The 25,804-nt window shown below is 68.2% G+C and carries 22 protein-coding genes and 1 pseudogene; 6 read left to right on the top strand and 17 right to left on the bottom strand.

Annotation, left to right across the window (positions count from 1 at the left end; all coding sequences use genetic code 11):
• Nucleotides 1-7: 7 nt before the first annotated feature.
• The 8 genes from phnC to JOF55_RS13850 all read right to left on the bottom strand — a co-directional run bounded on the left by phnC (nt 8) and on the right by JOF55_RS13850 (nt 6,815).
• The gene (gene phnC / locus JOF55_RS13885; RefSeq protein ID WP_310274269.1) at nt 8-832 is read right to left on the bottom strand and encodes a phosphonate ABC transporter ATP-binding protein; all 825 of its coding nucleotides are present in this window, start codon (nt 830-832) and stop codon (nt 8-10) included.
• A complete protein-coding gene (locus JOF55_RS13880; protein WP_310274267.1) occupies nt 823-1,752 on the bottom strand; it encodes a phosphate/phosphite/phosphonate ABC transporter substrate-binding protein in 930 nt (309 codons plus the stop codon). Before JOF55_RS13880 ends, phnC begins: the two co-directional genes overlap by 10 nt.
• A 39-nt stretch (nt 1,753-1,791) precedes the next feature.
• Complete coding sequence (locus JOF55_RS13875; RefSeq protein ID WP_310274265.1) at nt 1,792-2,475, bottom strand: phosphonatase-like hydrolase; 684 nt, start codon at nt 2,473-2,475, stop codon at nt 1,792-1,794.
• Nucleotides 2,472-3,605, bottom strand: coding sequence for a TIGR03364 family FAD-dependent oxidoreductase (locus JOF55_RS13870; RefSeq protein WP_310274263.1), 1,134 nt, complete (start codon nt 3,603-3,605; stop codon nt 2,472-2,474). Before JOF55_RS13870 ends, JOF55_RS13875 begins: the two co-directional genes overlap by 4 nt.
• Nucleotides 3,606-3,750: 145 nt before the next feature.
• Nucleotides 3,751-4,527 (bottom strand): GntR family transcriptional regulator, encoded by a 777-nt coding sequence (locus JOF55_RS13865; RefSeq protein ID WP_310274261.1) that lies wholly within the window; start codon nt 4,525-4,527, stop codon nt 3,751-3,753.
• 40 nt (nt 4,528-4,567) lie between these two features.
• Nucleotides 4,568-4,864, bottom strand: a complete 297-nt coding sequence (locus JOF55_RS13860; protein WP_310274260.1) for a DUF3017 domain-containing protein — start codon at nt 4,862-4,864, stop codon at nt 4,568-4,570.
• A gap of 91 nt (nt 4,865-4,955) precedes the next feature.
• On the bottom strand, nt 4,956-5,807 hold the full coding sequence (locus JOF55_RS13855) for a bifunctional methylenetetrahydrofolate dehydrogenase/methenyltetrahydrofolate cyclohydrolase (RefSeq protein ID WP_310274258.1): 852 nt from the start codon (nt 5,805-5,807) through the stop codon (nt 4,956-4,958).
• A gap of 6 nt (nt 5,808-5,813) precedes the next feature.
• Complete coding sequence (locus JOF55_RS13850; protein WP_310274256.1) at nt 5,814-6,815, bottom strand: DMT family transporter; 1,002 nt, start codon at nt 6,813-6,815, stop codon at nt 5,814-5,816.
• 204 nt (nt 6,816-7,019) lie between these two features.
• Here JOF55_RS13850 and JOF55_RS13845 point away from each other — a divergent pair, with 204 nt between their 5' ends.
• Nucleotides 7,020-9,839, top strand: a complete 2,820-nt coding sequence (locus tag JOF55_RS13845; RefSeq protein ID WP_310274255.1) for a glycohydrolase toxin TNT-related protein — start codon at nt 7,020-7,022, stop codon at nt 9,837-9,839.
• Nucleotides 9,840-9,961: 122 nt separating this feature from the next.
• Here JOF55_RS13845 and JOF55_RS13840 read toward each other — a convergent pair whose 3' ends face one another.
• On the bottom strand, nt 9,962-10,432 hold the full coding sequence (locus JOF55_RS13840; protein WP_310274253.1) for a universal stress protein: 471 nt from the start codon (nt 10,430-10,432) through the stop codon (nt 9,962-9,964).
• Nucleotides 10,433-10,711: 279 nt separating this feature from the next.
• Between JOF55_RS13840 and JOF55_RS13835 the strand changes: the two genes are divergently transcribed.
• Entirely contained in the window at nt 10,712-10,930 is a 219-nt protein-coding gene (locus JOF55_RS13835; RefSeq protein ID WP_310274251.1) for a hypothetical protein, read from the top strand.
• Nucleotides 10,931-11,057: 127 nt separating this feature from the next.
• Here JOF55_RS13835 and purH read toward each other — a convergent pair whose 3' ends face one another.
• From purH to JOF55_RS13825, 3 genes and pseudogenes are all read right to left on the bottom strand, one after another.
• On the bottom strand, nt 11,058-12,644 hold the full coding sequence (gene purH, locus JOF55_RS13830) for a bifunctional phosphoribosylaminoimidazolecarboxamide formyltransferase/IMP cyclohydrolase (RefSeq protein ID WP_374727490.1): 1,587 nt from the start codon (nt 12,642-12,644) through the stop codon (nt 11,058-11,060).
• 45 nt (nt 12,645-12,689) lie between these two features.
• Nucleotides 12,690-13,265: pseudogene (purN, locus tag JOF55_RS24470) on the bottom strand (phosphoribosylglycinamide formyltransferase); the annotation flags it as partial.
• Between the two features lie 213 nt (nt 13,266-13,478).
• Nucleotides 13,479-15,128, bottom strand: a complete 1,650-nt coding sequence (locus JOF55_RS13825; RefSeq protein ID WP_310274247.1) for a cell division protein PerM — start codon at nt 15,126-15,128, stop codon at nt 13,479-13,481.
• 382 nt (nt 15,129-15,510) lie between these two features.
• Between JOF55_RS13825 and JOF55_RS13820 the strand changes: the two genes are divergently transcribed.
• Nucleotides 15,511-15,915, top strand: a complete 405-nt coding sequence (locus JOF55_RS13820) for a type II toxin-antitoxin system VapC family toxin (RefSeq protein WP_310274245.1) — start codon at nt 15,511-15,513, stop codon at nt 15,913-15,915.
• 24 nt (nt 15,916-15,939) lie between these two features.
• On the opposite strand, the gene JOF55_RS13815 is transcribed toward JOF55_RS13820, so the two are convergent.
• The 4 genes from JOF55_RS13815 to JOF55_RS13800 form a co-directional block, all read right to left on the bottom strand.
• Nucleotides 15,940-16,704 (bottom strand): DUF5336 domain-containing protein, encoded by a 765-nt coding sequence (locus JOF55_RS13815; RefSeq protein ID WP_310274242.1) that lies wholly within the window; start codon nt 16,702-16,704, stop codon nt 15,940-15,942.
• 200 nt (nt 16,705-16,904) lie between these two features.
• Nucleotides 16,905-17,789 (bottom strand): succinate--CoA ligase subunit alpha, encoded by an 885-nt coding sequence (gene sucD, locus JOF55_RS13810; RefSeq protein WP_310274241.1) that lies wholly within the window; start codon nt 17,787-17,789, stop codon nt 16,905-16,907.
• A 3-nt stretch (nt 17,790-17,792) separates the two neighbouring features.
• Nucleotides 17,793-18,959, bottom strand: a complete 1,167-nt coding sequence (sucC, locus tag JOF55_RS13805; protein WP_310274239.1) for an ADP-forming succinate--CoA ligase subunit beta — start codon at nt 18,957-18,959, stop codon at nt 17,793-17,795.
• 236 nt (nt 18,960-19,195) lie between these two features.
• Nucleotides 19,196-20,974, bottom strand: coding sequence for a hypothetical protein (locus tag JOF55_RS13800; RefSeq protein WP_310274237.1), 1,779 nt, complete (start codon nt 20,972-20,974; stop codon nt 19,196-19,198).
• A gap of 831 nt (nt 20,975-21,805) precedes the next feature.
• Here JOF55_RS13800 and JOF55_RS13795 point away from each other — a divergent pair.
• Complete coding sequence (locus JOF55_RS13795) at nt 21,806-22,546, top strand: M23 family metallopeptidase (RefSeq protein ID WP_310274235.1); 741 nt, start codon at nt 21,806-21,808, stop codon at nt 22,544-22,546.
• A 78-nt stretch (nt 22,547-22,624) separates the two neighbouring features.
• Here JOF55_RS13795 and JOF55_RS13790 read toward each other — a convergent pair whose 3' ends face one another.
• A complete protein-coding gene (locus JOF55_RS13790) occupies nt 22,625-23,131 on the bottom strand; it encodes a GbsR/MarR family transcriptional regulator (RefSeq protein WP_310274233.1) in 507 nt (168 codons plus the stop codon).
• Between the two features lie 137 nt (nt 23,132-23,268).
• Here JOF55_RS13790 and JOF55_RS13785 point away from each other — a divergent pair, with 137 nt between their 5' ends.
• Together JOF55_RS13785 and JOF55_RS13780 are read left to right on the top strand one after the other, a co-directional pair.
• The gene (locus JOF55_RS13785; protein WP_310274230.1) at nt 23,269-24,189 is read left to right on the top strand and encodes an ABC transporter ATP-binding protein; all 921 of its coding nucleotides are present in this window, start codon (nt 23,269-23,271) and stop codon (nt 24,187-24,189) included.
• Nucleotides 24,183-25,796, top strand: a complete 1,614-nt coding sequence (locus JOF55_RS13780) for an ABC transporter permease (RefSeq protein WP_310274227.1) — start codon at nt 24,183-24,185, stop codon at nt 25,794-25,796. Before JOF55_RS13785 ends, JOF55_RS13780 begins: the two co-directional genes overlap by 7 nt.
• Nucleotides 25,797-25,804 lie beyond the last annotated feature (8 nt).

The raw sequence follows: 25,804 nt of genomic DNA, 5'->3' as shown, positions 1-25,804 counted from the left end.
TGTGTGCTCACCCGGCCATCGGGAGTTCGCCGTATCCGGAGCGCACCGACTTCGCATCGGAGTCGGTGCCCGAGTAGATCGCCATCGCCGACTCCCGACTGAGCCCCTCGACCGGTGCATCCAGCACGACGCGCCCGGCGCGCAGCCCCACGATCCGCTCGCCCCAGCTCATGGCCAGCTCCAACTGATGCAAGCTGCACACCACGGTGAGCCGGTCCTGCCTGCTGATCTCCGAGATCAGTCGCATCACCTGCTCCGAGGACTCCGGATCCAGCGAGGCGACCGGCTCGTCGGCGAGCAGGATCTCCGGGCGCTGCAGCAGCGCACGAGCCACGGCGACGCGCTGCTGCTGGCCTCCGGACAGCGTGTCGGCCCGCTGCAGGGCCCGATCGGCCAGGCCGACCCGTTCGAGCTGGTCCATCGCGTCGTGGCGGAGGCGCTTGGAATACAACGCCAGCCCCAGGCGCGGGCCACGCAGGCTCCCCAGGGCACCGGTGCACACGTTCTCCAGCACGGTCAGCGCCCCAACCAGATGGAACTGCTGAAACACGAAGCCGACACGGCGCCGCAGCTTCCGCAGTGCATTCCCGTGAGCCTGCCCGAGGTCGGTTCCGAGCACCGCAACGGAGCCCGAGGTGGGACGGTGCAGCCCGTCGACGTGGCGCAGCAGTGTGGACTTGCCCGATCCGGACAATCCCAGCAGGACGGTGAAATCGCCTGCACCTATCCGCATCGAGACATCCTCGAGTGCCGGGGCACCCTGGCCGAATCGCTTGCTCACCCCGTCGAAGTCCACGACGGTGTCCGTGCTGCCGCTGTCACTCACACGCATTGCTTGTTCCTCGTCGTCGCACAGACGCGGCGGATGGTGTCGTAGTAGGAGTCATCGACGCGGGTGAATCCCCAGCCGCCGGTATCGCCGACACGGCACTTGCCCGTGCAGAAACCGTGTGCGCGCAGGTAGTCGCTGTTGGCCTTGTTCCGCAGGGCGCTGGTGATGGTCTCGCGCAGCTTCGGAGCGAGACCCTCGGAGACCACGGCCGGATCGCCCGGGATGACCTCGGAACGCCACACGACTTCGAGCTGTCCCGGCTCGAGCTGGCCCTGCTCGATCAGCTGGCGGCTGACCATCGTGTCGAAGGCGAACCCGGCGGCGCACTGCCCACTGGCCACGGCCAGGGCCGAGGCGTCATGTCCTCCGGACATGATCGGTCGGATGTCGGTCTTCGGATCGACTCCGGCCTCGAGCAGACCGGCCGTCGGGTAGAGGTAGCCGGAGGTGGAAGTGGGGTCGACGAAGCAGACTTTCTCGCCCGCGAAGTCGGCCAGCGAGTCGATGCCGGTACCGGGCCTGGTGATGGCGTAGGACTGGTACCCGGGTTTCTTGCCCTTCTTCTCGGTCTGTGCGGCGACCGCCGTGGCCTCGACGCCTTTCTTACGGGCCAGCACGTAGGAGAACGGACCGTACTTGGCGATGTCGATCTTCCCGGCGCGCTGGTCCTCGATGATGGCCGCGTAGTCGGTGGCCTGCTGGAACCGGACCTCCTTGCCGGTTTCGGCCTCCAGCATGTCCAGCACCGGCCGGTAGTCCTGTCGCAGGCTCGACGAATCCTCCGAGGGGATCGCCGCGAAAACGAGCGCATCGGACGAGGCCGAGCCGCGGTTCGCGGCGCTGGGGCCGCAGGCCGCGAGCAGTACGGACAGCGTGGCCACCGCCGCCGTAGCGGCTGCTCGTCTCTTTCTGCCGAGCATGGCGGGTCTCCTTCGTGTGTCGTCTCCGTCGGTGCGGTCCTATGGGGCGGTGAGGAGTCCGGGGAGTTCGCGGATCGAGGTGAGAACGTGGGTGGCACCGGCCTCGGTCAGCACGTCGCTGTCGTGCGCACCGGTGAGCACTCCTGCGACGATTCCGGCACCGGCGCGCAGACCGGTCGTCATGTCGTAACCGGTGTCTCCGACCACGGCGACCTCGCGCACGTCGTCGATGCCGAGCCGCAGCAGCGCGGTGAGCACCATGTCGGGATACGGGCGCCCACGCCCCGCACGAGCCGGAGTCAGCGCCAGGTCGACCAGCTCGTGCCATCCGAGGGCATCGAGGATTCGATCCTGGGTGGACGTGGCGAATCCGGTGGTCAGCGCCACGTGCACGCCGATTCCCCGCAAGCGGTGGATGGTCTCGGCGGCACCGTCGATGCCGGTGCAGCAGCCCTCCGAGACCAGTTCGGCATAGGCGTTCTCGAACGCGCTGTTCGCCTCCTGGGCACGGGACTCGTCCCCGTCGAGCAGGGCACGGAAAACCGTGATCTTCGATTCGCCCATCGTGCGGCGGACGTAGTCGAGCATGCCGGGGTGGGCATCATCGGACTCGGTGACGCCGACACGCGCGATGGCGGTGGTGAAGGCACGCTCCACCAGTCCGTCGTCGACGACGGTGGTACCCGCCATGTCCAGCACGGCCAGCCGGATGCGGCGGCTCATGATCCGGCCTCGCACAGGCCGGCCTCGATCATGGTGTCCTCGGCGATGGCCGGAGAGCCGGTCATGCCGCGGCCGCCCGGGCCGGTGACCAGCCAGACGCCGGACCGGAGCTGTTCGCGGTGCACGACCCGCGAGGTCTCGGCGCACTGGGCGTAGACACCCGCCCACCGGCGCGTGACCGGAGGCAGCGAGCGACCGAGCAACTCCTCGACACGTCTGCGCAGGTGGTCGTACGGCCCCTCGTGCACATCGAACGGGAAGGGTTCGGCGTATCCGTGGGTATCGCCGATGGTCAGGCTGCCGTCGGCGCGCTGCACCATCAGCAGCTGCATCCCGTTGTCGGCGGCCATCGGCGACTGCGGCTCGAGTCGGTTGAGCTCGTCCAGGGCCGCGCCCCGATAGGCCGGGTAGTACCGCAGGCTGTCCGCGTCGGCGACCGAAGTCGGCAACGCCTCGTCCAGCGGCTCGGTCTGCATCATCTGCAACCGCACTCGCCGCACGGGAAGCTCGGGACGCAGTTCCCGGACCAGGCCCCCCAGAGCGGCACCGGTACACAGCACGACGACGTCGGCGTCGTGCCGTGTACCGGAGTCGTCCCGCACGGAAGTCTCGGCGACCTCACGAACTTCCCGGCCGGGAAGCCACGTGTAGCGACCGGTCGCGGCCAGATGTGCACGAATGGCCGGTTGCGCTGTGCGGGGTTCGACCGCCGCGTCCTGCTCGCACCACAGGGCGGCACGCATCTCGCCGTGCAGTGCCGGGTTCAGCATCCGGGCCTCGTCGGCGGTGAGCAACTTGGTGCCGCGCTCGGCGGTTTCCGGCCGCTCGACCATTTCCTCGGCGACCGCCAGTTCGGCCGCCGAACGCAGCACGGTCAGCGAACCGTTCGCACGGAATCCCAGAGCAGGCACCTCGGTGGCGAGGTGCCCCCACGCACGGCGGGCGCGCAGCGCGAGGTCGAGTTCCTCACCCGCCGCGCGACCGCTGATCCAGACCAGACCGAAGTTGCGGACCGAAGCGCCACGTGCCTCGGGCTCCCGCTCCAGGTGCACCACTTCGTGGCCGTTTTCGAGGGCTCGCCAGGCGTGCATGGTGCCGAGCACGCCACCGCCCACTATCACTACTCGCACAGGACACACGGTGGTCCGTGCGAGCAAATGAGCCGTGCTCCAAGCGTCAATTCCGAGTGAACACGCAACGAAGAGTGGACTAGATCAGTTATCTTTCCGTTATCTCAACGGGAAGGGCACTGCCCGATCGCAGCAGCGAGCGGAGTCAGCGATACAGGCGAGTCACGAAGCTGAAGCGGTCCCCCCGGAACAGCGAGCGCACCCGCTCGATCGGCTTGCCATCGGAGTCCCAGGACAACCTGTGCAGCAGGATCATCGGCACCGAAGGGTTGGTACCGATCAGCAATGCCTCGCGCGGTGTGGCGAGCACGGTCTCGATCCGTTCCTCCGCCTCGCCGAACACCACGCCCCGCTGCTCGCGCAGGTGCGCATACAGCGAGCCGTCCGGGGCGAACTCCTCCAGCAGCCGGGGAAAACGGTGCTGCGGCAGGTATGTCGACTCCAGCCCCACCCGCTCACCGTCGGCGAGCAGCACCCGTTCGAGGTGCACCACCGCGGCATCGGTGTCGGTGTCGATACGGAGGTCCGCGGCGAGCTCCGGATCGGCCCGCAGGGTTTCGGCCGTGATCACGGTGCGGCCGGGCTCGATGCCCTGTTCCCGCACACCTTCGGTATAGCTGGTCAGCGCCAGCGGCTGCAGCACCTTCGGCGGGGCTACCACGGTACGACTGCCCTGCCTGCGCAGCAGCTTTCCTTCCAGCACCAGCTCGCAGACCGCCTGGCGCAGGGTCACCCGTGAAACACCGTGGCGATGTGCGAGTTCACGTTCGGCGGGCAACGCCGTGCCCTCACCGAGCTCCTCGATCAGCTCCAGCAGCTCCGTCTTGACGGCGTAGTACCGCGGAATCCGGCCGTGCTCGGGAACTCCTGCACGGACGGGTTCCCCTGCCCGGTGCGGCGGGCCGCCGGATTCGGTGCGCACGGCCGGTGAGCCTAACCATCGGCATCGAGTGAGCGGGCACTCAGGTCGCCAGTGGTCCGCCCTTGATCGTGACGGCGATGAAGACGATGAGCAGACCCAGACCGGCGTAAAGCAGAATGTCGACGGTACGGCTGCGAATGGCCAGCAGACCGACCCGTTCGGTGGACACCACCGTGCGCAGTGCCGCCGCGAGCAGCAGCGCACCACCGAGCAGGGCTGCTCCCTCCCGCCAATGCTGCATGCCCACCCACACGAGACCGCTCAGGGCCACCAGCACGACCGCGGAGAAGGGCAGGTGCACCGACAATCGCGCTCCGCCACGGAACCGGTCGGCCATGCCACATCCCTTCCTTGCCGTGCCGCGGTCACCCGACCCCGCCGCGAGAGAAAAATGCAGTTTCGCGCGAAACTGCAAAAAACTCACTCGATCAGGCGAGGGTGCGTTCGGCGGCCTCCACGACATTGGTGAGCAGCATCGCGCGGGTCATCGGACCGATACCACCGGGATTCGGCGAGAGGAATCCCGCCACTTCGGCAACGTCGGGATGCACATCACCCGCCGGACCCGAGTCGGACCGAGTGACGCCGACGTCGAGCACGGCGGCACCGGGCTTGACCATGTCGGCCGTGACAAGGTGCGTCTTCCCCGCCGCGGCCACGACGATGTCGGCACGGCGCACCTCCTCGGCGAGATCCTTCGTCCCGGTGTGGCACAACGTGACGGTGGCGTTCTCACTGCGTCGCGTCAGCAACAGACCGAGCGGCCTGCCGACCGTGATCCCGCGGCCGACGACGGCGACCCGCGCTCCGTTCAGCGGCACGTCATAGCGACGCAGCAACTCGACGATGCCGCGTGGCGTGCACGGCAACGGAGCCTGCTCCCCCAGGACAAGACGCCCCAGGCTGACCGGATTCAACCCGTCGGCGTCCTTCTCGACAGCGACCCGCCCCAGCACCGCACCGGTGTCCAGATGCTCGGGCACCGGAAGCTGCACGATGTAGCCGGTGCAGGCCGGATCGGCATTGAGCTCGTCGATCACCGACTCGAGCTCGGCCTGACCGACATCGGCGGGCAGTTCCTTGCGTATCGAGGTGATACCGACCCGCGCGCAGTCGTTGTGCTTGCCTCGCACGTAGGAGTGCGACGCCGGATCATCGCCGACCAGTACCGTGGCCAGCCCGGGTGTGTGGCCTCGTTCGGCGAGCTCGGCAACCCGTGGCCGCAGCTCGTCGTAGATCGCGTCCTTGGTGGCCCTGCCGTCGAGAATCGTCGCGCTCACAGTTGCTCATCGTCGCAGATTTCGCGCGAGCGCGTTCCTCGCCCCTTCCGGCATCGCGGCAATCGCGACCGCCACGAGGGTGAGGGCGACGCCGACCACGGTGGCGGCCCCCACCGTGGTGCCGGGAGTGGGCACGGTCAGGTCGAGCACCAGCGCACCGACGAGTTGCCCGGCGATCATGCCCATGCTCAGCAGCAATACTCCCGTGTAGCGCACGAGCACGGTCGCACCACCGATGACGAAAATGCCGAGCAGTCCGCCGAGATACAGCCACGGCTCGCCGGGAAACGAGTCCGGCAGGCCACGCGCTGCGATCAGCACAAACCACGCCAGCACCAGTGCGACCGTGCCGGTGGCGAAATTCAGGGTGGACGCCGAGACCGCCGAATCCGCGGTCTGGTTGACCCGACCGTTCACGGCTTGCTGCCAAGCAACACCGATCCCCGCGAGCGCGGGCAACACCACCAGCCAACTCGCCTGTGCTCCCTCGAGCCGGGCCGACACGGCGATCACCACAGCCACCAGGGCAAGTACCGCACCGATCACCCGAGTGGGGGTCACGTGTTGCTTGCCGCCCGGGCCGAGCCCGAACCGGTCCACCACCATCCCGCTGACCACCTGCCCGGCCACGGCCGCGACGGTGAACAGAGCGACGCCGAGCACGTCGGCCGCCATGCCCTGACTGAGCACGAGGAACGCGCCGCACACTCCGCCGAGGCACTGCCACGGCCGCAGGCCGACACCGGACCGGAGTGTGTCCGCGAGCAAGCGGAATCCACGCCGGGCTCGGGGAACCACCGCCGTGCAAACGGCCAGTATGAGCAACCCGCCTCCGAAGGAGATCACGGCAGCGGCGAGGCCGTCCTCCAGCCGCGCTCCCAACGCTCCGTTGATCCGGGACTGCACCGCGAGAACGGCGCCCACCCCCATCGCCGCGACGAGCCCGAGACCACGTCGCAGTTTCGGCTCGATACGGCGGGAGGGCTCGGCAACGGATCGGGTGCTCACGTGCGGACAGTATCCGCTAGTCTCGCCGGTTCGGGGGGCACCTGTGTGGTAGGTGACAAGTCGGCACACACGACAGCTCGGGAGTTCCTGTACTGCGCCGACGGCATCGAAGCCCGATGGAACTGACATGTGATCGCAGGCATCGAGTAACGTCACCGTGGGGCGGAGTCGGTGTGCCCGGTCGAGAGGGGGAGGATGACACCTATGTCGCGTCCGACAGCGATCAGTCCGGAAGAGCAGGAGCAGATCGCACGCAAGATCGGAGTCCTGCTGCTACAGGGAGCACCCGAGGACTGGCAACAGATCACGGTCGAGTACCGCGCCACGGGTGACTATCACGACCTGCTCGGCGAAACCGCCCGGCAGGACGGCAGTACCGAAACGTGGGAGCCGCCCGAGGACCTGCTCGGCATCTTCGAACATCTCCGAGAGGGGATGTACCGGCCGGACGTGGGTACGTGGATCAGCGCTCTGTACATCGTGGAGCGCCCATCGAGCTACCGGATCGACATCAACTTCGACGAGGAGCCGCAGTGGCAGCAACCGCTGCCCCGCGCCGCCTATGTGGACGAGTTGCACCGCTACCCGCGTTCCGAGGAGAACGTGCCGGACTGGATGCGAGCGAAGTTGGACGGCTCCTCCGGGAGCGGCGCGGTACAGTCTTCTGCGCCGCAACCGGTACAGCCCGCACCCGAGGACGGCTTCACCGGGCCGCAGGATGCCGTGAGCGACGCGGACGGGGATGCTGTCGGCGGCGGCAGCGGTGCCGCCGATGGTGACCAGCTCTTCGGTGACCAGCCCTTCCGGGGGCGCTCCTTCCGGACGGCCAGGGTCTTCGACGGTATCGACGAACAGGGACGGCCACTGGTCGCAACCCGGACACCGGTGCCTCCGGAGGAAAGCGGTTCGCTGCGCCAGTATCTGGAGAACGCGCCGATCGTGCTCGCTTCCCGGGACAACGAGCCCGACCGGCTCGATCCCGAACATTCCGCCGTGGTGCCTGCCACCTGGCACACCGACGGAACCTGGCTGTGGCAGGGCGCACTGCCCTACTATCTCGCCCAGTACGGGCTTCCCCCCGACCCCGAACTGCTGGAGCACATCCGCAGCGGGCAATTCACGCTGCCCGAAATCGACGATCACACCCGGGACGCAGCGGTGAGCGCGCTGTTCGATCAGCCCGCCCCGGAGACCGGGGTGGAGACCGGGGCGCCCGACGATCGCATGTCGGCGGCGTTCCGGGAACAGGACGCTTCCGGGGCCGACGGGCACGGAACCGGCGAGTACGGGGACGCTTTCGAGCACTCCGCCGCGGAGGCGCCGATCGATCGTCGGCCGGATGAGCCCGTCGCCGCTGACGATGCGCTTTCGGCTCCACCGCTCGGTGACGTCGCGCCGGAAGCAGCGGACGGCCCCGGCACCGATGACGCAAGCACCAACGGTCGCGATGCCGATGAACTCGAAGCCGACAATCTCGGAGTCGACGGCCTCGGACTCGAGGAGTCCGGGACCGACGATGCTCGTGACGCGGACTTCGGCACGGGTGAGCAGGAGTCGTGGCGCCCCGAGCCCGAATCGCACATCGAGGTCGGATCCGTCGCACGGCACGGGCGCCCCGATGACGACGATGAGCTCGACGCGTCCGACTCGGACCTTGTCTTCGCCCGGCTGCACGACCGGCTTTCCGATTTCGGCGTGGATCCGGACGGTTACCGCATCGGCAGCCGCGCCGACAATGCCTGGTGCCTGATGGACGAGGGATCCGACTGGGTCGTCACCGGACCGGAGGATTCTCCGGATGAGCTGCGTTTCGCGCGGCCCGAACAGGCGGCGGCCCACTTACTCGGCAGTCTGCTGATGTCGCAGGCCACCTCGGCATCCGAGAACACCCGTAGCGACTCCCCGGAATCCGCCGGGTCCTCGGCGCCGGACGACCCCGCCGAGTTCGTGGGCTCTCCCGAACCCGCCGTTTCCGCGGAAGCCACCGGATCCACCGAGTCCGCGAGCACGACGGCAGAGCCACACCGGGAAACCCCGGCACTGGTCGACCTGCCGCCTCGCCCGTCCGCCGATTCACAGCATCGCCCCACGGAAGAACCGGACGGCCACTTCCTGTTCACGGCGAACCAGCCTCCATCGCAGGAGGAGGGTCCTTCCGAAGTACCCGAGAGTCCCGCAGCTCGGGACAACGATTCCGCGATGCGCGACGAGGCCGCCGTGGGCGAAGAGCCCACCCGTATTCGGCAGGCCCCTCCGATGAACCCTGCGCCACCACCGCCTGCCGAACCGGCCTCCGGTGGCCCCACAACGCCCGGACAGGGCATCCCGCCGTTGCCGAAACGCCAGCCCCGAACGGACCTGCCTCCTGCTCCCGCGACCCCGCCCCCGCCCGGCGGCTCGACGGGCGCCGACCAGTGGCAGTCGGGTCCGGGCGTTTCCGGTGGGGTGGGCCCGCCCCACCCGGGCACCCCGGGAGAGCCGCCGCGTCCGCCGCAGGCGGGTGGCCCGGGCGAGCCACCGGCACGCCCCAATGGGGCACTCCACCGGCCGCCGCAGGCAGGCCCCGGCGAACCGCCGCGTCCGCCGCAGGCCGCACCCGCCGGGCAGGTACCCGCCGGTCAGGCACCCTCGGGACAGGCTCTCAACGGGCAGGCTCCCCAGCAGCCGATCGAGCCATTGCGCGGTGAGCCGCCACTGACGCTGTACCGGGACCGGCGCACCGTGGTCCTGCAGCCGGGCACCGATCTCGACCGCTTCGGCGAACCGAGCGGCAACGTGACCTATGCGATCCGCACGCCGTACACCCAGCGTTCACTGCCTCCGCAGTGGGCGAACCGGAGCTACCTCGCCTACCGAGTACAGCGGCCGATCCAGGTGCTGCGGGGGACGGCGGTGCCGTGGTTCGAACAGCAGGGTGGCGGCACGGCCTATGTCCTGCCCGCAGCGGTCGGCGACCTGGTGGCCAACGGAACACTGATCGCCCTGACCGGCAATGAGGCACCGCCGCGCCCCTCCATGGATTAGGCGGTGTCCGGCTGATCCTGCCTCCGGGTGGTGTTGGTCAATTTCTCGCGAAATTGACCAACCCCACCCGTACCGAGGCCAGGCGTCGACGCCCGCTCAGGGGCCGTGCTCAGGGGGCGCGCTCAGGGGACGACGACAACGGGACGCACCGCCTCGACGAGGAGCGTCGCGGGCACGGTTCCGAGCAAACCGCCACGGCGGCGGGACCGGCCCACGACGATGAGATCGGCCCGGTACTGCTCGGACACCTGCTCCAGCCCGACGGCGGGGTCGCCCCGGTGATGGATGAAATCCCAGTCGATGTCGATCCATCGCAGGTGCGCGATGACTTCCTTCCGCAGTTCCTCGACCAGGCTCTCGGCCGCCTCACTGGCCACCGCCACCCCCATCGGTGACCAGTAGGCGACCCCGGCGACCGCCTCGACGTAGACCAGCACCAGCCGTGCACGCTCCCGCCGCGCGAGCCCGGCGGCCCACGCGGCGGCATGGAAACTGGCCGGGCTGCCGTCCATCCCGACGACGATGCCGCTCAGCCCGTCCTTGCCGATCTCGAAGCTCGGCTGTGTGTTCTCGGTGAAGTCACCCTCGGCCACGTCGGAATGGTAATGGTCGCGGCACGGAAGTTCGGGTCGGTGCGTCGCAATCTTGCAACACTCTCGTGAGCCTCCCGTGAAGCTCTCGGCCTCCGGTGACCATCAACCGCGGGTCCTCCGTTCGCGCTGCCGAACCTTCCGCTGATCCGGATGCTCGGAGGAAGGGCTCACCGGCGCGATGGAGGGCCGGTTCGAGCACAACCGGCCAATCGCAACGAATTTCCCCGATGACCTCGAAAACCCTGTGATGCCCCGCAGTGTCCGGGGTATCCGATGGACATGACGAGGAAGCGAACAGAAGGCGACAACGAGCAACGGCGCCAACGAGCCCGGCAGGCACGGCGGGAAGGAGTATCGCCGAGTGAGGCGCAGGTGACGACGGGTGCCTCGAGGCAGCGGGAGCACCTGCCGCACAAGGCCGAAACCGAGGAGCGGCAGCAGTCACCGGAGCGCGGCAAGCAGCGATCCGACGTCGACGAGGGCCCCTCCCGCCGCTGAGGGGCCCGGTCGTCGGCCTCGCCCCGAGGCCGAAGAAACGGCAGGAGCGGCCTCACCATCCGCGAAGCGTGGGTTCCGCGCGCCGCATCGTCCATGCGGCCGCGCGGCCCCTCACGCGACATCGGACTCAGTGGGCGAAGTGGCGAGTGCCGGTCAGGTAGAGGGACACCCCCGCGGCCTCGGCGGCAGCGGTGACCTCGTTGTCACGTACGGAACCACCTGGCTGCACGACCGCACGCACACCCGCGTCCAACAGCACCTGCAAACCGTCGGGGAACGGGAAGAACGCATCGGAAGCGGCCACCGAACCCCGTACCCGATCACCGGCCCGCGAAACCGCCAGGCGCGCCGAGTCCACGCGGTTGACCTGGCCCATGCCGACACCGACCGTCGCCCCGTCATCGGCCAGCAGAATGGCGTTCGACTTCACCGCACGGCAGGTCCTCCAGGCGAACTCGAGATCGCGCAGGGTCGCCGCGTCCACCGGTGAACCCGTGGCCAGCGTCCAGTCCGCCGGAGCGTCACCGGTGGCGTCGATGGCATCCGAGCCCTGCATCAGCAGACCACCGGAGATCGCCCGCATCTCCACACGTCCGGGCTGCGGGGGCTGTGCCGTCAGAATGCGCACGTTCTTCTTCCGCATCAGCACATCCACCGCACCCTCAGCATAACCGGGGGCCACGACGACCTCGGTGAACACCTCCGCGATCTGCTCGGCCATCGCAACCGAAACCTCGCGGTTGGCCGCGATCACACCACCGAAGGCGCTCACCGGGTCACACTCGTGAGCCTTGCGGTGTGCCGCCGCGATGTCCTGGGACGACACCGCGATCCCGCAGGGATTGGCGTGCTTGATGACGGCGACACACGCCTCGGCATGGTCGTGGGCGGCACGCCATGCGGCGTCGGCGTCCACGTAGTTGTTGTACGACATCTCCTTGCCGTGCAGTTGCGCCGCAGCAGCGAGGCCGGTGGCGGCTCCCCCCGAGACGTACAGGGCGGCAGGCTGGTGCGGATTCTCGCCGTAGCGCAGCGCGGACCGACGCTCCCAGGTCTCACCCATCCAGCCGGGGAAGGCCTCGTCGTCCTGCGGTGCCAGCGTCCGGCTCATCCAGTTCGCCACCGCGATGTCGTAGGAAGCCGTGTGCCGGTACGCCGCCGCCGCCAGGTGCTCCCGATCCTGCAGGGTGAAACCACCCGCACGGACCTGTTCCAGCACCCACTCGTAGCGATTCGGATCCACCACGACACTCGTGCTCGCGTGGTTCTTCGCCGCGGCACGCACCATCGCAGGCCCGCCGATGTCGATGTTCTCGACGATCTTCTCCCGACCTGCCTCCGATCGACCGTCCTCCGCGTCCACGGTCTGCACGAACGGGTAGAGATTGACCACGAGCAGGTCGAACGGGGCGATGTCCAGCTGTGCCAGTTGCTCGGCGTGCTCCGGGCGGCGCTGATCGGCGAGCAGCCCCGCGTGCACCCGCGGATGCAGTGTCTTGACCCTGCCGTCCAGGGCCTCGGGAAAGCCGGTGACCTCCTCGACCGGCGTGACGGGCACTCCCGCTGCCGAGATGGTCCGGGCGGTCCCGCCGGTGGAGACGATCTCCACTCCGGCGGCATGCAACCCGGTGGCCAGCTCCAGCAGGCCGTCCTTGTCGGACACACCGATCAGCGCGCGGCGAACCGGTCGCCGTTCCTGCGAGTTCGTGGTCACGCCGATACTCACCTTTCTTCCCCGCACGGTCCAGCCGTGCCTGCTCAGCTGTTCCAGAGTGTTCACCAGTAGCCGCCGCTCGACGGCTTTGATCCGCTCGTGCAGGCTTGCCTCGTCGTCATCGGGCCGTATCTCGACCGTCTCCTGCGCCAGGATCGGCCCCGTGTCGACGCCGGCGTCCACCATGAACAGGGTGCAGCCGGTGACCCGGACGCCGTACTCCAGGGCATCCCGGACACCGTGCACCCCGGGAAACGACGGCAGCAGCGCGGGATGGCTGTTGAGATACCGCCCCTGGAAACGAGCGAGGAAATCCTCGCCGACAAGCTTCATGAACCCGGCCGAAAGCACCAGGTCGGGGGCATGGGCCGCGCACGAGTCGGCCAGCGCCCGATCCCACTCGGCTCTGCTCGGGTAGTCCTTCAGCCGATGGGTGAACGTGGGGATTCCGGCCTGCTCGGCACGCGCGGTCCCCTCGATCCCCGCACGGTCGGCCCCCACCGCCACCACCTGTACGGGGTACTCCGGATCGGACGTGGCTTCGAGCAATGCTTGCAGCAGGGTTCCGGATCCGGACACCAACACGACGACCCGCGCCGGTTGGGATGTTCTGATCCGCATGGACGGCCGGTCCTCTTCCGGGGCGTGGTCCTCGTCCGGCTCACGAGAAGGCGGGGTCGCAGCGCTCAGCGGTTGCTCCTGACCATGCCGGGGCATCGTGCACCGCGGGCAGCAAGAGCCCGGGAATGATGCCACGCTGACGGATTGCACGGTGCAGAGTAGGCGTCCGGTTCTCGGCCTTCATCGCCAGGTCCCCGTCGAGTGGTTCAGCCCTCACCGGTGGCGATCCTCGTCGGTGTCGAAATCCGCGGAGTCGAACTCCTCGAGTTCCCTGTCGAGTTGTTCCAGGATGAACTCCGCGTCCTCCGGCAGGTCGTCCTCCGGCAGGTCGTCCTCCGGCAGGTCGTCCTCCGGCAGGTCGTCGTCCGGCAGGTCGTCGTCCGTGGTCGCCTCGGTATTCGTGGTGCCCACAGCGGTATCGGCACCGTCCTCGCCGCTGCCCTCGGCTTTCTCCTCGGTTGCCCCGGCAGCCTCGGCGTCCTCGGCGTACTCGGCGTACTCGTCCTCCGGGGCACCATCGGCATCACCGCCGTCCCCAGCATCGCCGTTCCCGGCACCACCGTCCTCGGCGCTCTCCGTGTCGCTCGCCTCGGTCGCATCCGGTTCGGTGGCGCTCGAATCCTGCCCCGCGATCTCCGCGGCCGTGTTTTCCGGCGGAGTGAGTGCACCGTGCCGCCACGGTCCCGCGAACCACGCCGTGGCCGCGGCGGGAACCGCGATCCAGCAGCACGTGGCCGGAATCAGCGTCCACGGATGGAGGCTGATCGGACCCAGCTTGCCGTCACCGAGACGTCCTCCGGCCATCACCGCCCACACCGCCATCGACGCGGCCACAACCAGCGTGGACAGTGCGACCACCCGCATTCGGCGATACGGGCTCTCGTGCACATGCCTGCACAGCACGCCCACGAGACCACCCACAGCCACCGGCAGGACGAACCCGGCCGTCCACCACAGCGCGGGCTCATGCGTAGGCAGGAGCGCCAACAGCGGCACGTCCGGCAGCGCTCCGGGGTTGCCCCACAGCGGCCGGAACGCGAGATCACCGACCGACAGGCCGACCCCCGTCACGAACGACCAGCCCGCGAGCACCGCATCCGGCAGGTAGAGCACGGACAGTACGACGGTGCCGAAGATGTCACCGGCCGACCCGATTCGCTCCGTCACAGCCTGGAGCTTCGCCATCGACAGGCCCACGGCCGTGGCGACCACCAACACTCCCACACCGAGCATCGTGACCGTGGCCAGCAGCCCGACACGAAGGCCACGCCATACCTCACCGTCGACGCGCTCCCACACCACGTAAAGCATTCCGCATCGCCGGATCAGGCCGAGAGTCGAAGCGGCCGCGGCCACCATCCCGCACCACATCGCCGCCTCGACCGGAGCAACCTCCACCGGCCCACGGAATCCACCGACAACCAGTGCGGCACCCGCTCCGGACACGGCGTGCGAGGCCCCCATCGTGAGGATCACCCACACTGCCTGCTTCGGATGCCGCATCCGCGATCGCCGCGCCACTCGCGCGGAGGCAACGGCGATCAACAGCATCACGAGCACCGTCGGCAGCAACGGCAGCGCGGTGAGCGGGGAACCGGTGAGCCGCAACGGCACTTGGAAGGTGGCCAGCCATCCCGGCAGGGCTGCGGCAAGCACGGTGATCACGGAGAAACGCGCTGCCTCTGCCGTGGCAATCACCATCGCGAGCACGGCGGCGACTGCGAGGTAGCCCGTCAGCAGCGCCAAGCCGGTCTCGGCGAGCAGAGGCTTCGCTCGTACGCCGGGACGGTTCCGGAGGAAAACACGCTCGGTACCGCGCTGTGGGGCCGAGTCCGGTGTGGTTTCAACGCCACCTGGTATCACACCGCCGACCGTCGCACCGGCGCTACGCCGAATGGATCACGACGCGCCGCCTCTTCACCCTATCGGGCAGCACGCCTCGAGCAATTTTCGAGCATGCTTTTCGCATGTATTCTCGCAGTACGGTGGCACTTCGGATCAAGAATGTCCCCTCTGAGTAACGAGACATCCTCAGTGAACGTGCTCATGCCAAGGGACAGTCGCTCCAGGCCTACCTGCGCGAACTGATCGCGCGGGAAGCTCGCTTCGCAGGCAACGTCGAACTGGCCCGGAACTTCGCTGTGGAGGGCTTTACCGCGACCGGCGAAGAGGTCATGGAGGCGGTGCGCGCGTCCAAGGGATACACCGACGAGGGCGATGCTTCCGGAGCGTCCGCAGCCGACGCATGATCATCGTCGACACAACCACACTCGTCGAGGTCGTGCTTCCCGACCAGGCGCTGTCCGCTCGCGCTCGGAGTGCGCTGATGCGTGATCCGCACTGGGCGGCGCCTGCACATCAGCCTCTCGAGTTCCTGAGCAGCATCCGTGGCTTGACTCTCGGAAGCAGGATCACGCCCGCCGTGGCCACTGCCGCACTCGACGAGTTCCGCGCCTGCAGGATCGAGCACTTTGCAGTGCTGGGCGATATGGAACTCATGGATCGAATGTGGGAGCTGCGCCACAACATCACGCCCCACGATGCCGCTCACGTGGCTCTCGCGGAGGCACTGGACACGACCGTGCTGACTGCTGACGTGAAACTCGCGACCGCCTCGGGACCGCGCTGCCGGTTCCAGTCGATCCGCTGAACGGCCCGGCGACGAAGCGAACGCTCAGGAGTCGCGGGGATCCTGACCCGGATGCGGCATGTGCTGAGTACCTTGCGGCCCACCCGACGGGTGGCCGTACTGGCCCGGCTGGGGGTGCTGGGCCGGCTGGGGGTGCTGGGCCGGCTGGGGTGGAGCAGGTTGGGGTTGACCGGGCTGAGGCCCCGGCTGCGGCTGCCCCGGCTGCCCCGGATGGGCCGACGGCTGACTCCCCGACTGCGGGTACCATCCACCCGGCTGAGCTTGGCCGGGCTGCGGTTGCCCGGGCAGCGGTCCCGGCTGCGGCTGCCCCGGATAAGGGTGTGCGGTGAACCCACCCGCCTGACCGAACGCCCCGCCCTGCCCGGACTTCGAGGCCGGAACCACCATGATTCCCGTGTCCAGCAGGAGGACACCGACCACCGCCGCGAGCTGCAAGAACGCCACAATCAGAATCACGGTCACGAAGGCGCCCCCACCCTCGGTGGCGATCAGCAGTAGCAGCGACAGTGCCGAGTACATCGCAAGCGGAGCGGCGGCAAGCATCGTGTTCGGAGTCTTCGGCAGCACGTGCAGCCCCGCCAATACACCAGCGGTGATGAGGCAGAATCCGGGGAGGATGGTGAACAGGGTCCTCGCCTGATCACCGAAGAATCCCAGAATATAGGCGATCAGACCGAGTCCCGCGGCCCCGAGCGCGAGTAGGAACGCCAAGTCCGGCCCCGAGGACGACTGCCCGGACGAACCCTGCTGCTGTGGTACCTGCTGCGGCACTGGATAAGGCGCGGACATGGTATGGAACTCCTCATGGCCGGAGGTCTGCTACCGGGTGCGCCCCCGCAGCTCGGAGATACCGGAACTCCTCCACCAGGGCGACACTGCCGACGCTATCGGATCGTGGCGAAATGCCACGCATGGACCCGGCAGGCGCAGGCGACACCCCTGCCGGGGTCGGCGCACTCGGCGTCGGCCCCGGCGGGAACGTCGGTCGTTCAGTCCTTGACGATGGTGCGCATGAGTTGGGCGGTTTCGCTGGGGGTCTTGCCGACCTTGACCCCGGCGGCTTCCAGCGCGTCCTTCTTGGCCGAGGCCGTGCCCGCCGAGCCGGAGACAATGGCCCCGGCATGGCCCATGGTCTTGCCCTCGGGCGCGGTGAACCCGGCGACATAGCCCACCACCGGCTTGCTGATGTGGGCCTTGATGTACTCGGCGGCCCGCTCCTCGGCATCCCCACCGATCTCACCGATCATCACGACCGCCTCGGTGCCCGGATCATCCTCGAACGCCTGCAACGCATCGATGTGCGTGGTCCCGATAACCGGATCCCCCCCGATGCCCACACAGGTGGAAAACCCGATATCACGCAGCTCATACATCATCTGATACGTCAACGTACCGGACTTGGACACCAACCCGATCTTCCCACCGGCGGTGATATCGGCCGGAATGATGCCCGCATTCGACCGGCCCGGCGAAATCACCCCCGGACAGTTCGGGCCCACAATCCGGGTGGCATTGCCCCGGGCAGTGGCATACGCCCAGAAATAAGCCGCATCGTGCACCGGAATCCCCTCGGTGATCACCACGGCCAAGCCGATCTCCGCATCGATGGCCTCGACCACGGCCTCCTTGGCGAACTTCGGCGGCACGAACACCACCGACACATCCGCGCCGGTCTCCTTCATCGCCTCGGCCACACCACCGAACACCGGCAGCGCACGACCCTCGATCTCGACACTCTGCCCGGCCTTGCGGGCATTGACCCCACCGACGATGTCGGTGCCCGACCGCAACATCCGCGCGGTGTGCTTGGTGCCCTCCGACCCGGTGATGCCCTGGACGATGACCTTACTGTTCTCGTTGAGGAAGATAGCCATCGTTCACGCCCTCGCAGCCAGCTCGGCGGCCTTATCGGCCGCGCCGTCCATCGTGTCCACCATTGTCACCACAGGATGGTTCGCCTCGGACAGGATCCGGCGGCCCTCGTCAACATTGTTGCCATCCAGCCGCACCACCAACGGCTTGCTCGCCTCACCACCGAGCATCTCCAGCGCCTGCACGATCCCGTTGGCCACCGCATCACACGCGGTGATCCCCCCGAAAACGTTGACAAACACCGACCGGACATCCGGATCCCCGAGGATCACATCCAGCCCCGCAGCCATCACCTCGGCCGACGCGCCCCCGCCGATGTCCAAGAAGTTCGCCGGCTTGACACCCCGGTGCGCCTCTCCCGAATAGGCCACCACATCCAGCGTGGACATGACCAAACCCGCACCATTACCGATGATGCCGACCTCACCATCAAGCTTGACATAGTTGAGGTCCTTGGCCTTCGCCTTGGCCTCCAACGGGTCCTCGGTCTCCTTGTCGACGAGCTCCGCCTGCTTCGACTGCCGGAAGGCGGCGTTCTCGTCGAGAGTGACCTTGCCGTCCAGCGCGATGACCTTGCCCTGCGGGTCCTTGACCAGCGGGTTGATCTCGACCAGCGTGGCATCCTCGGCCACGAAGGCCTCCCAGAGCTGGACGATCACGTCGGCGACCTGGTCGGCGATCTCGTCGGGGAACTTGGCCTGCGCCACGATCTCGCGCGCGGTGGCTTGGTCCACGCCCTCGATCGGGTCGATGGCGACCCTGGCCAGCGCCTCGGGCTTGGTCGCCGCGACCTCCTCGATCTCCATGCCGCCCTCGACGGAGGCCATCGCCAGGAAATTCCGGTTGGCCCGATCGAGCAGGAACGAGAAGTAGTACTCGTCGGCGATGTCGGACGCGGAGGTCACCAAGACCCGCCGCGTCACATGCCCCTTGATGTCCAGCCCGAGGATTCCCTCGGCCTTCTGTCCCGCCTCGTCCGGGGTCTCGGCCAGCTTCACACCACCGGCCTTACCGCGACCCCCGGCTTTCACCTGGGCTTTCACAACCACGGGGCCGCCGAGTTCCTCGGCAGCTGCCTTTGCCCCGTCGGGATCGGTTGCCACGGAACCGGGCAGCGTCGGCACTCCGTGGGCGGCGAAGATCTCCTTCGCCTGGTACTCGTAGAGGTCCACTCGACTCTCCTGCGACGTCGGTGTCGGACGCGGATGACCATATCGACCTGCGATGACGCTTGGGGCGGCGCACCCGGTGAACTCGCTCACGCCGGGGCGGTCGACCACCGGAATTGAATCGATACAGTGCACCCGTTGACCGAATCAGCACCTTCTTTCCGACGTCCAACCATCCTGGAAGTGACGAGAAAGACAACAAAGGATGCTGACGCTGTTCACACAGTATCGTCGGTATATCACTTTTCGTGGTCGCTCGCGGCGCGCGCGGAGACGGCCGCTGCCCCCACCAGCACCGCCAGACAGACCAGGCCGAACCACAGTCCCCACCCCGGGCCCGAGTCCGCTGCACGCTCCGCGGTCAGCGGGAAAGCCAGTACGCGTACGAGCACGACCAGCACCGCACCGGACAACAGCGCCACCGCACGGCTCGGTCGGCAGAACGGCGCCAACGCCACCGTGGCGACCACGGACAGCAGTGCCACCACCAACCCCCAGGAGGTCGTGCTGAAGTCGGTGAACACTCCCGGCGGCACGTAGTCCGGCGCCGTCACCACCGGCAGGCTGAACGCACCGAACGCCGACAGAGCGGCAGGCACCGACAGCCAAGCCACCACGCGGTGCATCGAGAGTTCGGTCAGATCGACGTCGTCGCGCTCGATCCCGCCTGCCACTCCCGCGACCAGCGCCGCGGCTCCGGCCGACAACACGGCGAGCCCGGTCACCCAGGCACCGATCCCGACTTGGGCACCGCTCGCCTGCGTAGCCGTGAGCACCGTGTCCAATGTGGCCACGCCCACCAGGGGCAGAACGGCACAGACGACGGGCAGTGCGGGCCGGACTCGCGCCGCGATCCGGGGTACGAGCATCGCGGCTCCCACGACGGTGACCATCACCCCCGAGGGCAGCAACATCGGCACCGCATACGGCATGATCTCGCCAACACCGGGGGGCATGTTCAACTGCGGCAGCCCCGCACCGGCCATCGCGAGTACACCGGTGAGTACGCCCAGCCCACCCGCGACCGGGAGCAGACGGGCGAGTGCGGGCAACCGCACTTCGGTGACCTGCGCACCGGTGCGCAGGCTCGGGGTGACCCGCCCGGCAGGCACGGACAGACCGGCGAGCACCAGTGCCGCCGACAACGCCAGCACCGCGCCCCACCCGTAGTGCAACCGATCCAGGAGCGTGGCCGCGAGCAATGGAGGGACGGCGATGCCCGCTACCGCGGTGGCCAGTCCCAACAACCCGCCACGGGCGAAGCCGGGATCGGCCGAGCTGACGAACAAGCCGCCCGCAGTCGGCACACCGATCGCGATCAGCAAGCTTCCCAGCAGCACCAACGTCGGCGAGTCCACTGCCGCCTGCGGCAGCAGGTACGGGTCCTCGGAAACGAACCGGGGCATGAGCAAACCGGCCGCCGCCGACACCGTCACAAACAGCACAGCGGCGAGCAAACCCTGCCTGCGAGTGCCGGTGCCTTCCTCGGTCACCGGTTCGATCTCCCTCTGGTCAGCGGAATCCGCATCGAATTCCGAACCGGGCAGGGGATCGGGCAACAAACCACCACCACGGACTGCGACCAGCCCGGCAATGCCCGTGACGGCATGGCCCGCCAGCAGCACCCACAGACCGGTCGAGGGTGCCAGGGGTTCGAGATCATGCGGGTGCAGCAGTGCCGGACGTGCCGCCAGGCCCGCATCGTCGAGCAACTGGGCATCGAGAACCAACCGTCCGGGTGCCAGCAGCGCCGGGCCGACCAGCACCCCCACGGCCGAACCGATTCGTTTCCCGCGCACGAACGTGCCCGCCAGGAGCGGCGGAAGCACGGCCAGCACCAGCAGGATGGGCCACGACGTGAAGGCAGGAGGTCGCTGCGGTGCCACCAGCCCGAACAGCGGTGCACCTGCGGTCAGCAAAGCTCCGAGGCCTGCAATGCCGACCGCCGCGGCCACATGGTTGATCGGGGTGCGTTCGGGAGTGTCCTGCTGCTCCGGGGCCGCGCGTGCCCTTGGCATATCCGAAGGAACGGACGAATCTCCAGGAGGGTTGTCGGACCGCACACTCACCGCGCCGACGCTAGCAACCACGAGGCTGGAACGGGAGCCCGCCCGAGGACATCCGAACGGCGGAAAAATCCCGGTGTGCAGTCCTGTTGCCTCCGAAGACCATGGCTCGGTAGCCACCCCGCCCGTCAAATTCACCCTCTTGGGTCTGGAGTTTTCGGCCTGCCGCAGTTGACCTTGGAAAGCGGCGGGCACACAGCATCGGGCTCCGGGGCGCTCCACCCCCGGAACCACACAGGATGACGACCATTCGGAGTAGTCGAGAACGACAAACAGGCGCATAGCCCATTGTGATTTACAACACTTAAACCCGTGGAAAAATGCGCACTGTCAGCAGCTTCGGCCATGTATTACTCCATCCGGGTAGAACTACCCTGATCGCAAACCTGCAGGTAGTCGCGTTTCGCACACCCCCTCCGGAGCCATCGGGCACATACCGTGTCTCCCGGCGCTCCGTTTCCGAGCACACCCTCCGAAGTGCCCGCACCTCATGATCAGGATTTGCCCCCAGGGGATGGGCATGGTTACTGTCCCCCCGTCCGTTATCACGGTCCGATCACGAATCGAGGCAAGCGCCGGTAACCCCGAACCGGCCCGGGTTCCCCCACCCGGCCAGCGTGCTCGGACTCCCCGAAGACGGAAGGGCAAGCATTGGTTCGACACCGCTCCCCCGGCGGCCAACATACTTCCCCGACCCTGGAGGACTCGCAGGACAGCGATCCCCCCAGCAGACGGGTCCGGACCAAGGTCCCGTCCCCGCCGTCCGCAGCACGCGGCCGCATCGTGGTCGCAGCCGTTGCCGCAGGTGCCTTCGCGGCGGCAGGCCAAGCGATGGCGGCGGATGAGGAACAGGCCGACAGCGGGCACGACGAGTACACCCCACTGGCAGCCGGACAAAATGTCGCGGCCTCCTTCGGTTCCGTGGCCACCGAGGACGCCACCGAGAGCGGCACGGCGTCGGCGGGCAAGGCACCGGCGAGCAAGGCTTCGGCGAGCAGCACGGCCAAGGCCGTGGGTGGGGCCATGTCCGCCCCCAACGTCCTGCCCGTGGCCAAACCCTCCGAGTCCGATACCGAGGTGCGCCAGCTCGCCAAGAGCGAGCAGATCGCCAAGAAACGCGCAGAGGCACGGGAACCGGATTATGTGGCTCCCGCCGAAGGGCGCTTCACTTCCGGATTCGGTGGCCGCTGGGGCACCACGCACTACGGCATCGACATCGCCAACAACACGGGCACGGAGATCAGGTCCGTGGCCGACGGCACGGTCATCGAAGCGGGCTCCGCCAGCGGCTTCGGCCTGTGGGTCCGTGTTCTGCACGATGACGGCACCATCACCGTCTATGGGCACGTCCACACGATCACCGTCGACGAGGGTGAGCGCGTCGAAGCAGGCGAGCAGATCGCCACGATGGGCAACCGAGGCTTCTCCACCGGCACCCACCTGCACTTCGAGGTGTGGGACACCGACGGCAGGAAGATCAACCCGGTGCCGTGGCTGAACGAGCGCGGCGTCGACGTCACCTGATACACGAGCCGCGTAGGCATCGAGCGGTTCGGCAGAGCCGGCGCGCAGTGCCGTCGGCTCTGCGCGCCGGCTCGCCGGTCAGTCCGGGTCCGACCCGTGGCCGGTGGCTCGCTGCCTCCGCCATGTGTCCATCAGCGCGGGTAATTCCCTCCGCAGGAACTCGAAGAAATCGCGGGTCTCCTCGATACGCCGTCCGGCTCTACTGTCCGCTCCCACTGCCCGGACCCCGTCGAGCAGGGTGCGCTCCCAGCGTCCCAACTGCTCGTCCCGTTGTGCGAACGATTCGTACCAGGTGTCGTGGTGGACCCGGTAGTGATCGCGCCGCTGCCCCGGCTCGCGCTCCCGTGCGACCAATCCCACCTGCGTCAGGTACCGGACGGCACCGGAGACCGCCGCCGGGCTGACCTGCAACAGTTCGGCGAGTTCGGCGGCAGTGCGCCTACCGTCCTCCGAGACGAGCAGACCCGCGAAGATGCGGGCTGCCATGCGCGGCATACCCGCCTCGGCCAGATCCAAGCCGAACCGCTCGACGAACCGCGCCACCGCATCCTCGTCACGACCCGGCCCGTCCGTGCGCTCAGCCATCGTGGACCTCTCCCGACGAACCGTGTACCTCTCCTCGCCAACTTTACCTTGTTCGCAATATTCACGAATTGATGAAGCAAGTGTAGCTTGAACGAGTGTGGCGAACGAAGCCGCCACACCAGCGCGCAGGAGAGGACATGACCACCACGATCGAAGTGTCCGGTCTGGATAAGCACTATGGACGGACGCGCGCACTCGACGGGCTCGACCTGAGCGTGCGCACCGGCGAAGTACACGGTTTTCTGGGTCCCAACGGCGCGGGAAAAACCACGACGATCCGCATCCTGCTCGGTCTGCTGCGTGCCGACGCCGGAACGGCCCGGCTTCTCGGCGGCGATCCGTGGCACGACGCCACGAGCCTGCACCGCCGCCTGGCCTACGTTCCCGGCGACGTCACCCTGTGGCCGACCCTGTCCGGCGGGGAGGTGATCGATCTGCTCGGCAGGCTGCGCGGTGGGATCGACCCGCAGCGCGGGGCCGACCTGCTGGAACGATTCGATCTCGATCCGCGTAAGCGGGCCCGCACCTATTCCAAGGGCAACCGCCGGAAAGTGGGCCTGATCGCGGCGCTGGCCTCCGACGTGGAGCTGCTCATCCTCGACGAACCGACCTCGGGTCTCGATCCGCTCATGGAGGAGGTCTTCCGCGAGTGCATCAACGAGGAGCGGCACAACGGGCGCACGGTGTTGCTGTCCAGCCACATTCTCGCCGAGGTGGAGGCGCTGTGCGACCGGGTGACGATCATCCGCGGCGGCCGGACGGTGGAATCCGGCACCCTGGCCGAACTGCGCCACCTCACCCGTACCTCGATCTCGGCCGAGCTGACCACCCCACCGGACGAGCTGGCCGAACTGTCCGGAGTGCACGACCTGCGGATCGACGGCAACCACGTGCGCTGCGAGGCGGACACCAGCGCGTTGGACGGCGTGCTGCGGCACCTCAGCACGGCCGGCGTACGCAGCCTGACCAGTCAGCCACCCACGCTGGAGGAACTGTTCCTGCGGCACTACGAGCAGGACCGCTCCGACTCGAACGACATACGAACGGGAGCATGGTGAACACACTCGCCGGAACCGGCTCCCTGATCCGCCTGATTCTGCGGCGCGACCGCATCCGCATCCCGGTCTGGATCGGCGCGATCGCCCTGTTCCTCCTGAGCAGCGTCTCCTCGTTTCCCGAGGTCTACGGCAGTGCGGCCGCCCGGCAAGCTCGTGCCGCGCTGATGAACAACCCGGCGACGGTGGTGCTCACCGGCCCGGGCTACGGCCTGGACACCTACACTTACGGCGCCATGACCGCCAACGAGATGGGCGGGTTCACCGCCGTGGCGTTCGCGTTCATGGGCATCCTGCTGTTCGTCCGGCACACCCGGGCCGAGGAGGAGAGCGGACGAGCCGAACTCGTCGGCGCCACGGTCGTCGGCCGGTACGCCCCCATGTCGGCAGCACTGATCGTGGTCGTCGGTACCAACCTGCTCGCCGGTGCCGTCCTCGCATTCGGGCTACCGCTGGCCCTGCCCCAGCTCGGCGTTCCCGGATCGCTGCTCTTCGGGGCGGCGGTGGCCGCGGTCGGGATCACCTTCACCGCCGTGGCCGCCGTGACCTCGCAGCTGATGGAGCACAGCCGAGCCGCCACGGGCCTGGCCGCCGCACTGATCGCAGTCGCCTTCGCCCTGCGCGCTGCCGGGGACCTGAGCGACAGTTCCCCGGGAAGCGGATTCCTGTCGTGGCTGTCCCCGATCGGATGGGCACAGGCCACGCGGGTCTACGTCGACGGCCGGTGGTGGCCGCTGCTCCTCACCGCCGGGCTCTCCGCGCTGCTGTTCGCGGTCGCTTACATGCTGCGCGCCCGGCGGGACGAGGGCGCGGGATGGGTACGCGCGAAGCCCGGTCGTGCCACCGCGACACCCGCCCTGTCCGGATCGCTCGGCCTGGCGTTCCGGCTGCAGCGCGGGACCCTCATCGGGTGGGCGGTCGGGTTCGGACTGTTCGGCCTGTTCGTTGGCGCCATCGCCGAGCAGGCGGCTCGCTTCATCGCGAGCAACGAGACGGCGCAGCGCTATTTCGCCCAGTTCGGCGCCGAGAGCTCGACCGAGTCGATGATCGCCACATACATGGCGATGGCGGCCATGGTCGGTACCGGCTACGCACTCCAGGCAGTCGCGCTGCTGCGGTCGGAGGAGACATCCGGACGGCTGGAACAACTGCTCGGTGGCATTCCGCTGCCACGCATGCGCTGGGTGGGCAGCATCCTGCTGTCCACACTGGCCGGGAGCGTGCTGGTTGTCGGCGCGGCCGGACTGGGGGCCGGGCTGGTGTACGCGGGCACGAGCGGCGACTTCGGCACCATGCCCCGCGTGCTCGGGGCCGCACTGGTGCACCTTCCGGCGATCTGGGTCCTGGTCGGTCTGGCCATCGCGCTGTTCGGGCTGGCTCCGAGAGCGATGGGGCTCGGCTGGGCCGCGCTGGTCGGCGTGATCTTCGTCGGGGTCTTCGGGCCGCTGCTGCGCCTGCCGGAGTGGGTCTCCGAACTCTCCCCGTTCACACACACCCCGCAACTTCCCGTCGCGGAGTTCACCGCAGGACCGCTCGCCGTGCTCACCGTGCTCGCAGCGGCACTGGTACTGGCCGGTGTGGCCGGTTTCCGGCACCGCGACGTGGGGTGACGGCGCCG

Source organism: Haloactinomyces albus (assembly GCF_031458135.1).
Classification (GTDB): Bacteria; Actinomycetota; Actinomycetes; order Mycobacteriales; family Pseudonocardiaceae; genus Haloactinomyces; species Haloactinomyces albus.
This window is presented reverse-complemented; position numbering and strand designations above follow the sequence as displayed.

Coding starts and splice junctions, on each gene's coding strand:
- phnC (WP_310274269.1), bottom strand. CDS start 832: ATGCGTGTGAGTGACAGCGGCAGCACGGACACCGTCGTGGACTTCGAC.
- JOF55_RS13880 (WP_310274267.1), bottom strand. CDS start 1,752: ATGCTCGGCAGAAAGAGACGAGCAGCCGCTACGGCGGCGGTGGCCACG.
- JOF55_RS13875 (WP_310274265.1), bottom strand. CDS start 2,475: ATGAGCCGCCGCATCCGGCTGGCCGTGCTGGACATGGCGGGTACCACC.
- JOF55_RS13860 (WP_310274260.1), bottom strand. CDS start 4,864: ATGGCCGACCGGTTCCGTGGCGGAGCGCGATTGTCGGTGCACCTGCCC.
- JOF55_RS13845 (WP_310274255.1), top strand. CDS start 7,020: ATGTCGCGTCCGACAGCGATCAGTCCGGAAGAGCAGGAGCAGATCGCA.
- JOF55_RS13835 (WP_310274251.1), top strand. CDS start 10,712: ATGACGAGGAAGCGAACAGAAGGCGACAACGAGCAACGGCGCCAACGA.
- JOF55_RS13820 (WP_310274245.1), top strand. CDS start 15,511: ATGATCATCGTCGACACAACCACACTCGTCGAGGTCGTGCTTCCCGAC.
- JOF55_RS13815 (WP_310274242.1), bottom strand. CDS start 16,704: ATGTCCGCGCCTTATCCAGTGCCGCAGCAGGTACCACAGCAGCAGGGT.
- sucD (WP_310274241.1), bottom strand. CDS start 17,789: ATGGCTATCTTCCTCAACGAGAACAGTAAGGTCATCGTCCAGGGCATC.
- JOF55_RS13800 (WP_310274237.1), bottom strand. CDS start 20,974: ATGCCAAGGGCACGCGCGGCCCCGGAGCAGCAGGACACTCCCGAACGC.
- JOF55_RS13790 (WP_310274233.1), bottom strand. CDS start 23,131: ATGGCTGAGCGCACGGACGGGCCGGGTCGTGACGAGGATGCGGTGGCG.
- JOF55_RS13785 (WP_310274230.1), top strand. CDS start 23,269: ATGACCACCACGATCGAAGTGTCCGGTCTGGATAAGCACTATGGACGG.
- JOF55_RS13780 (WP_310274227.1), top strand. CDS start 24,183: ATGGTGAACACACTCGCCGGAACCGGCTCCCTGATCCGCCTGATTCTG.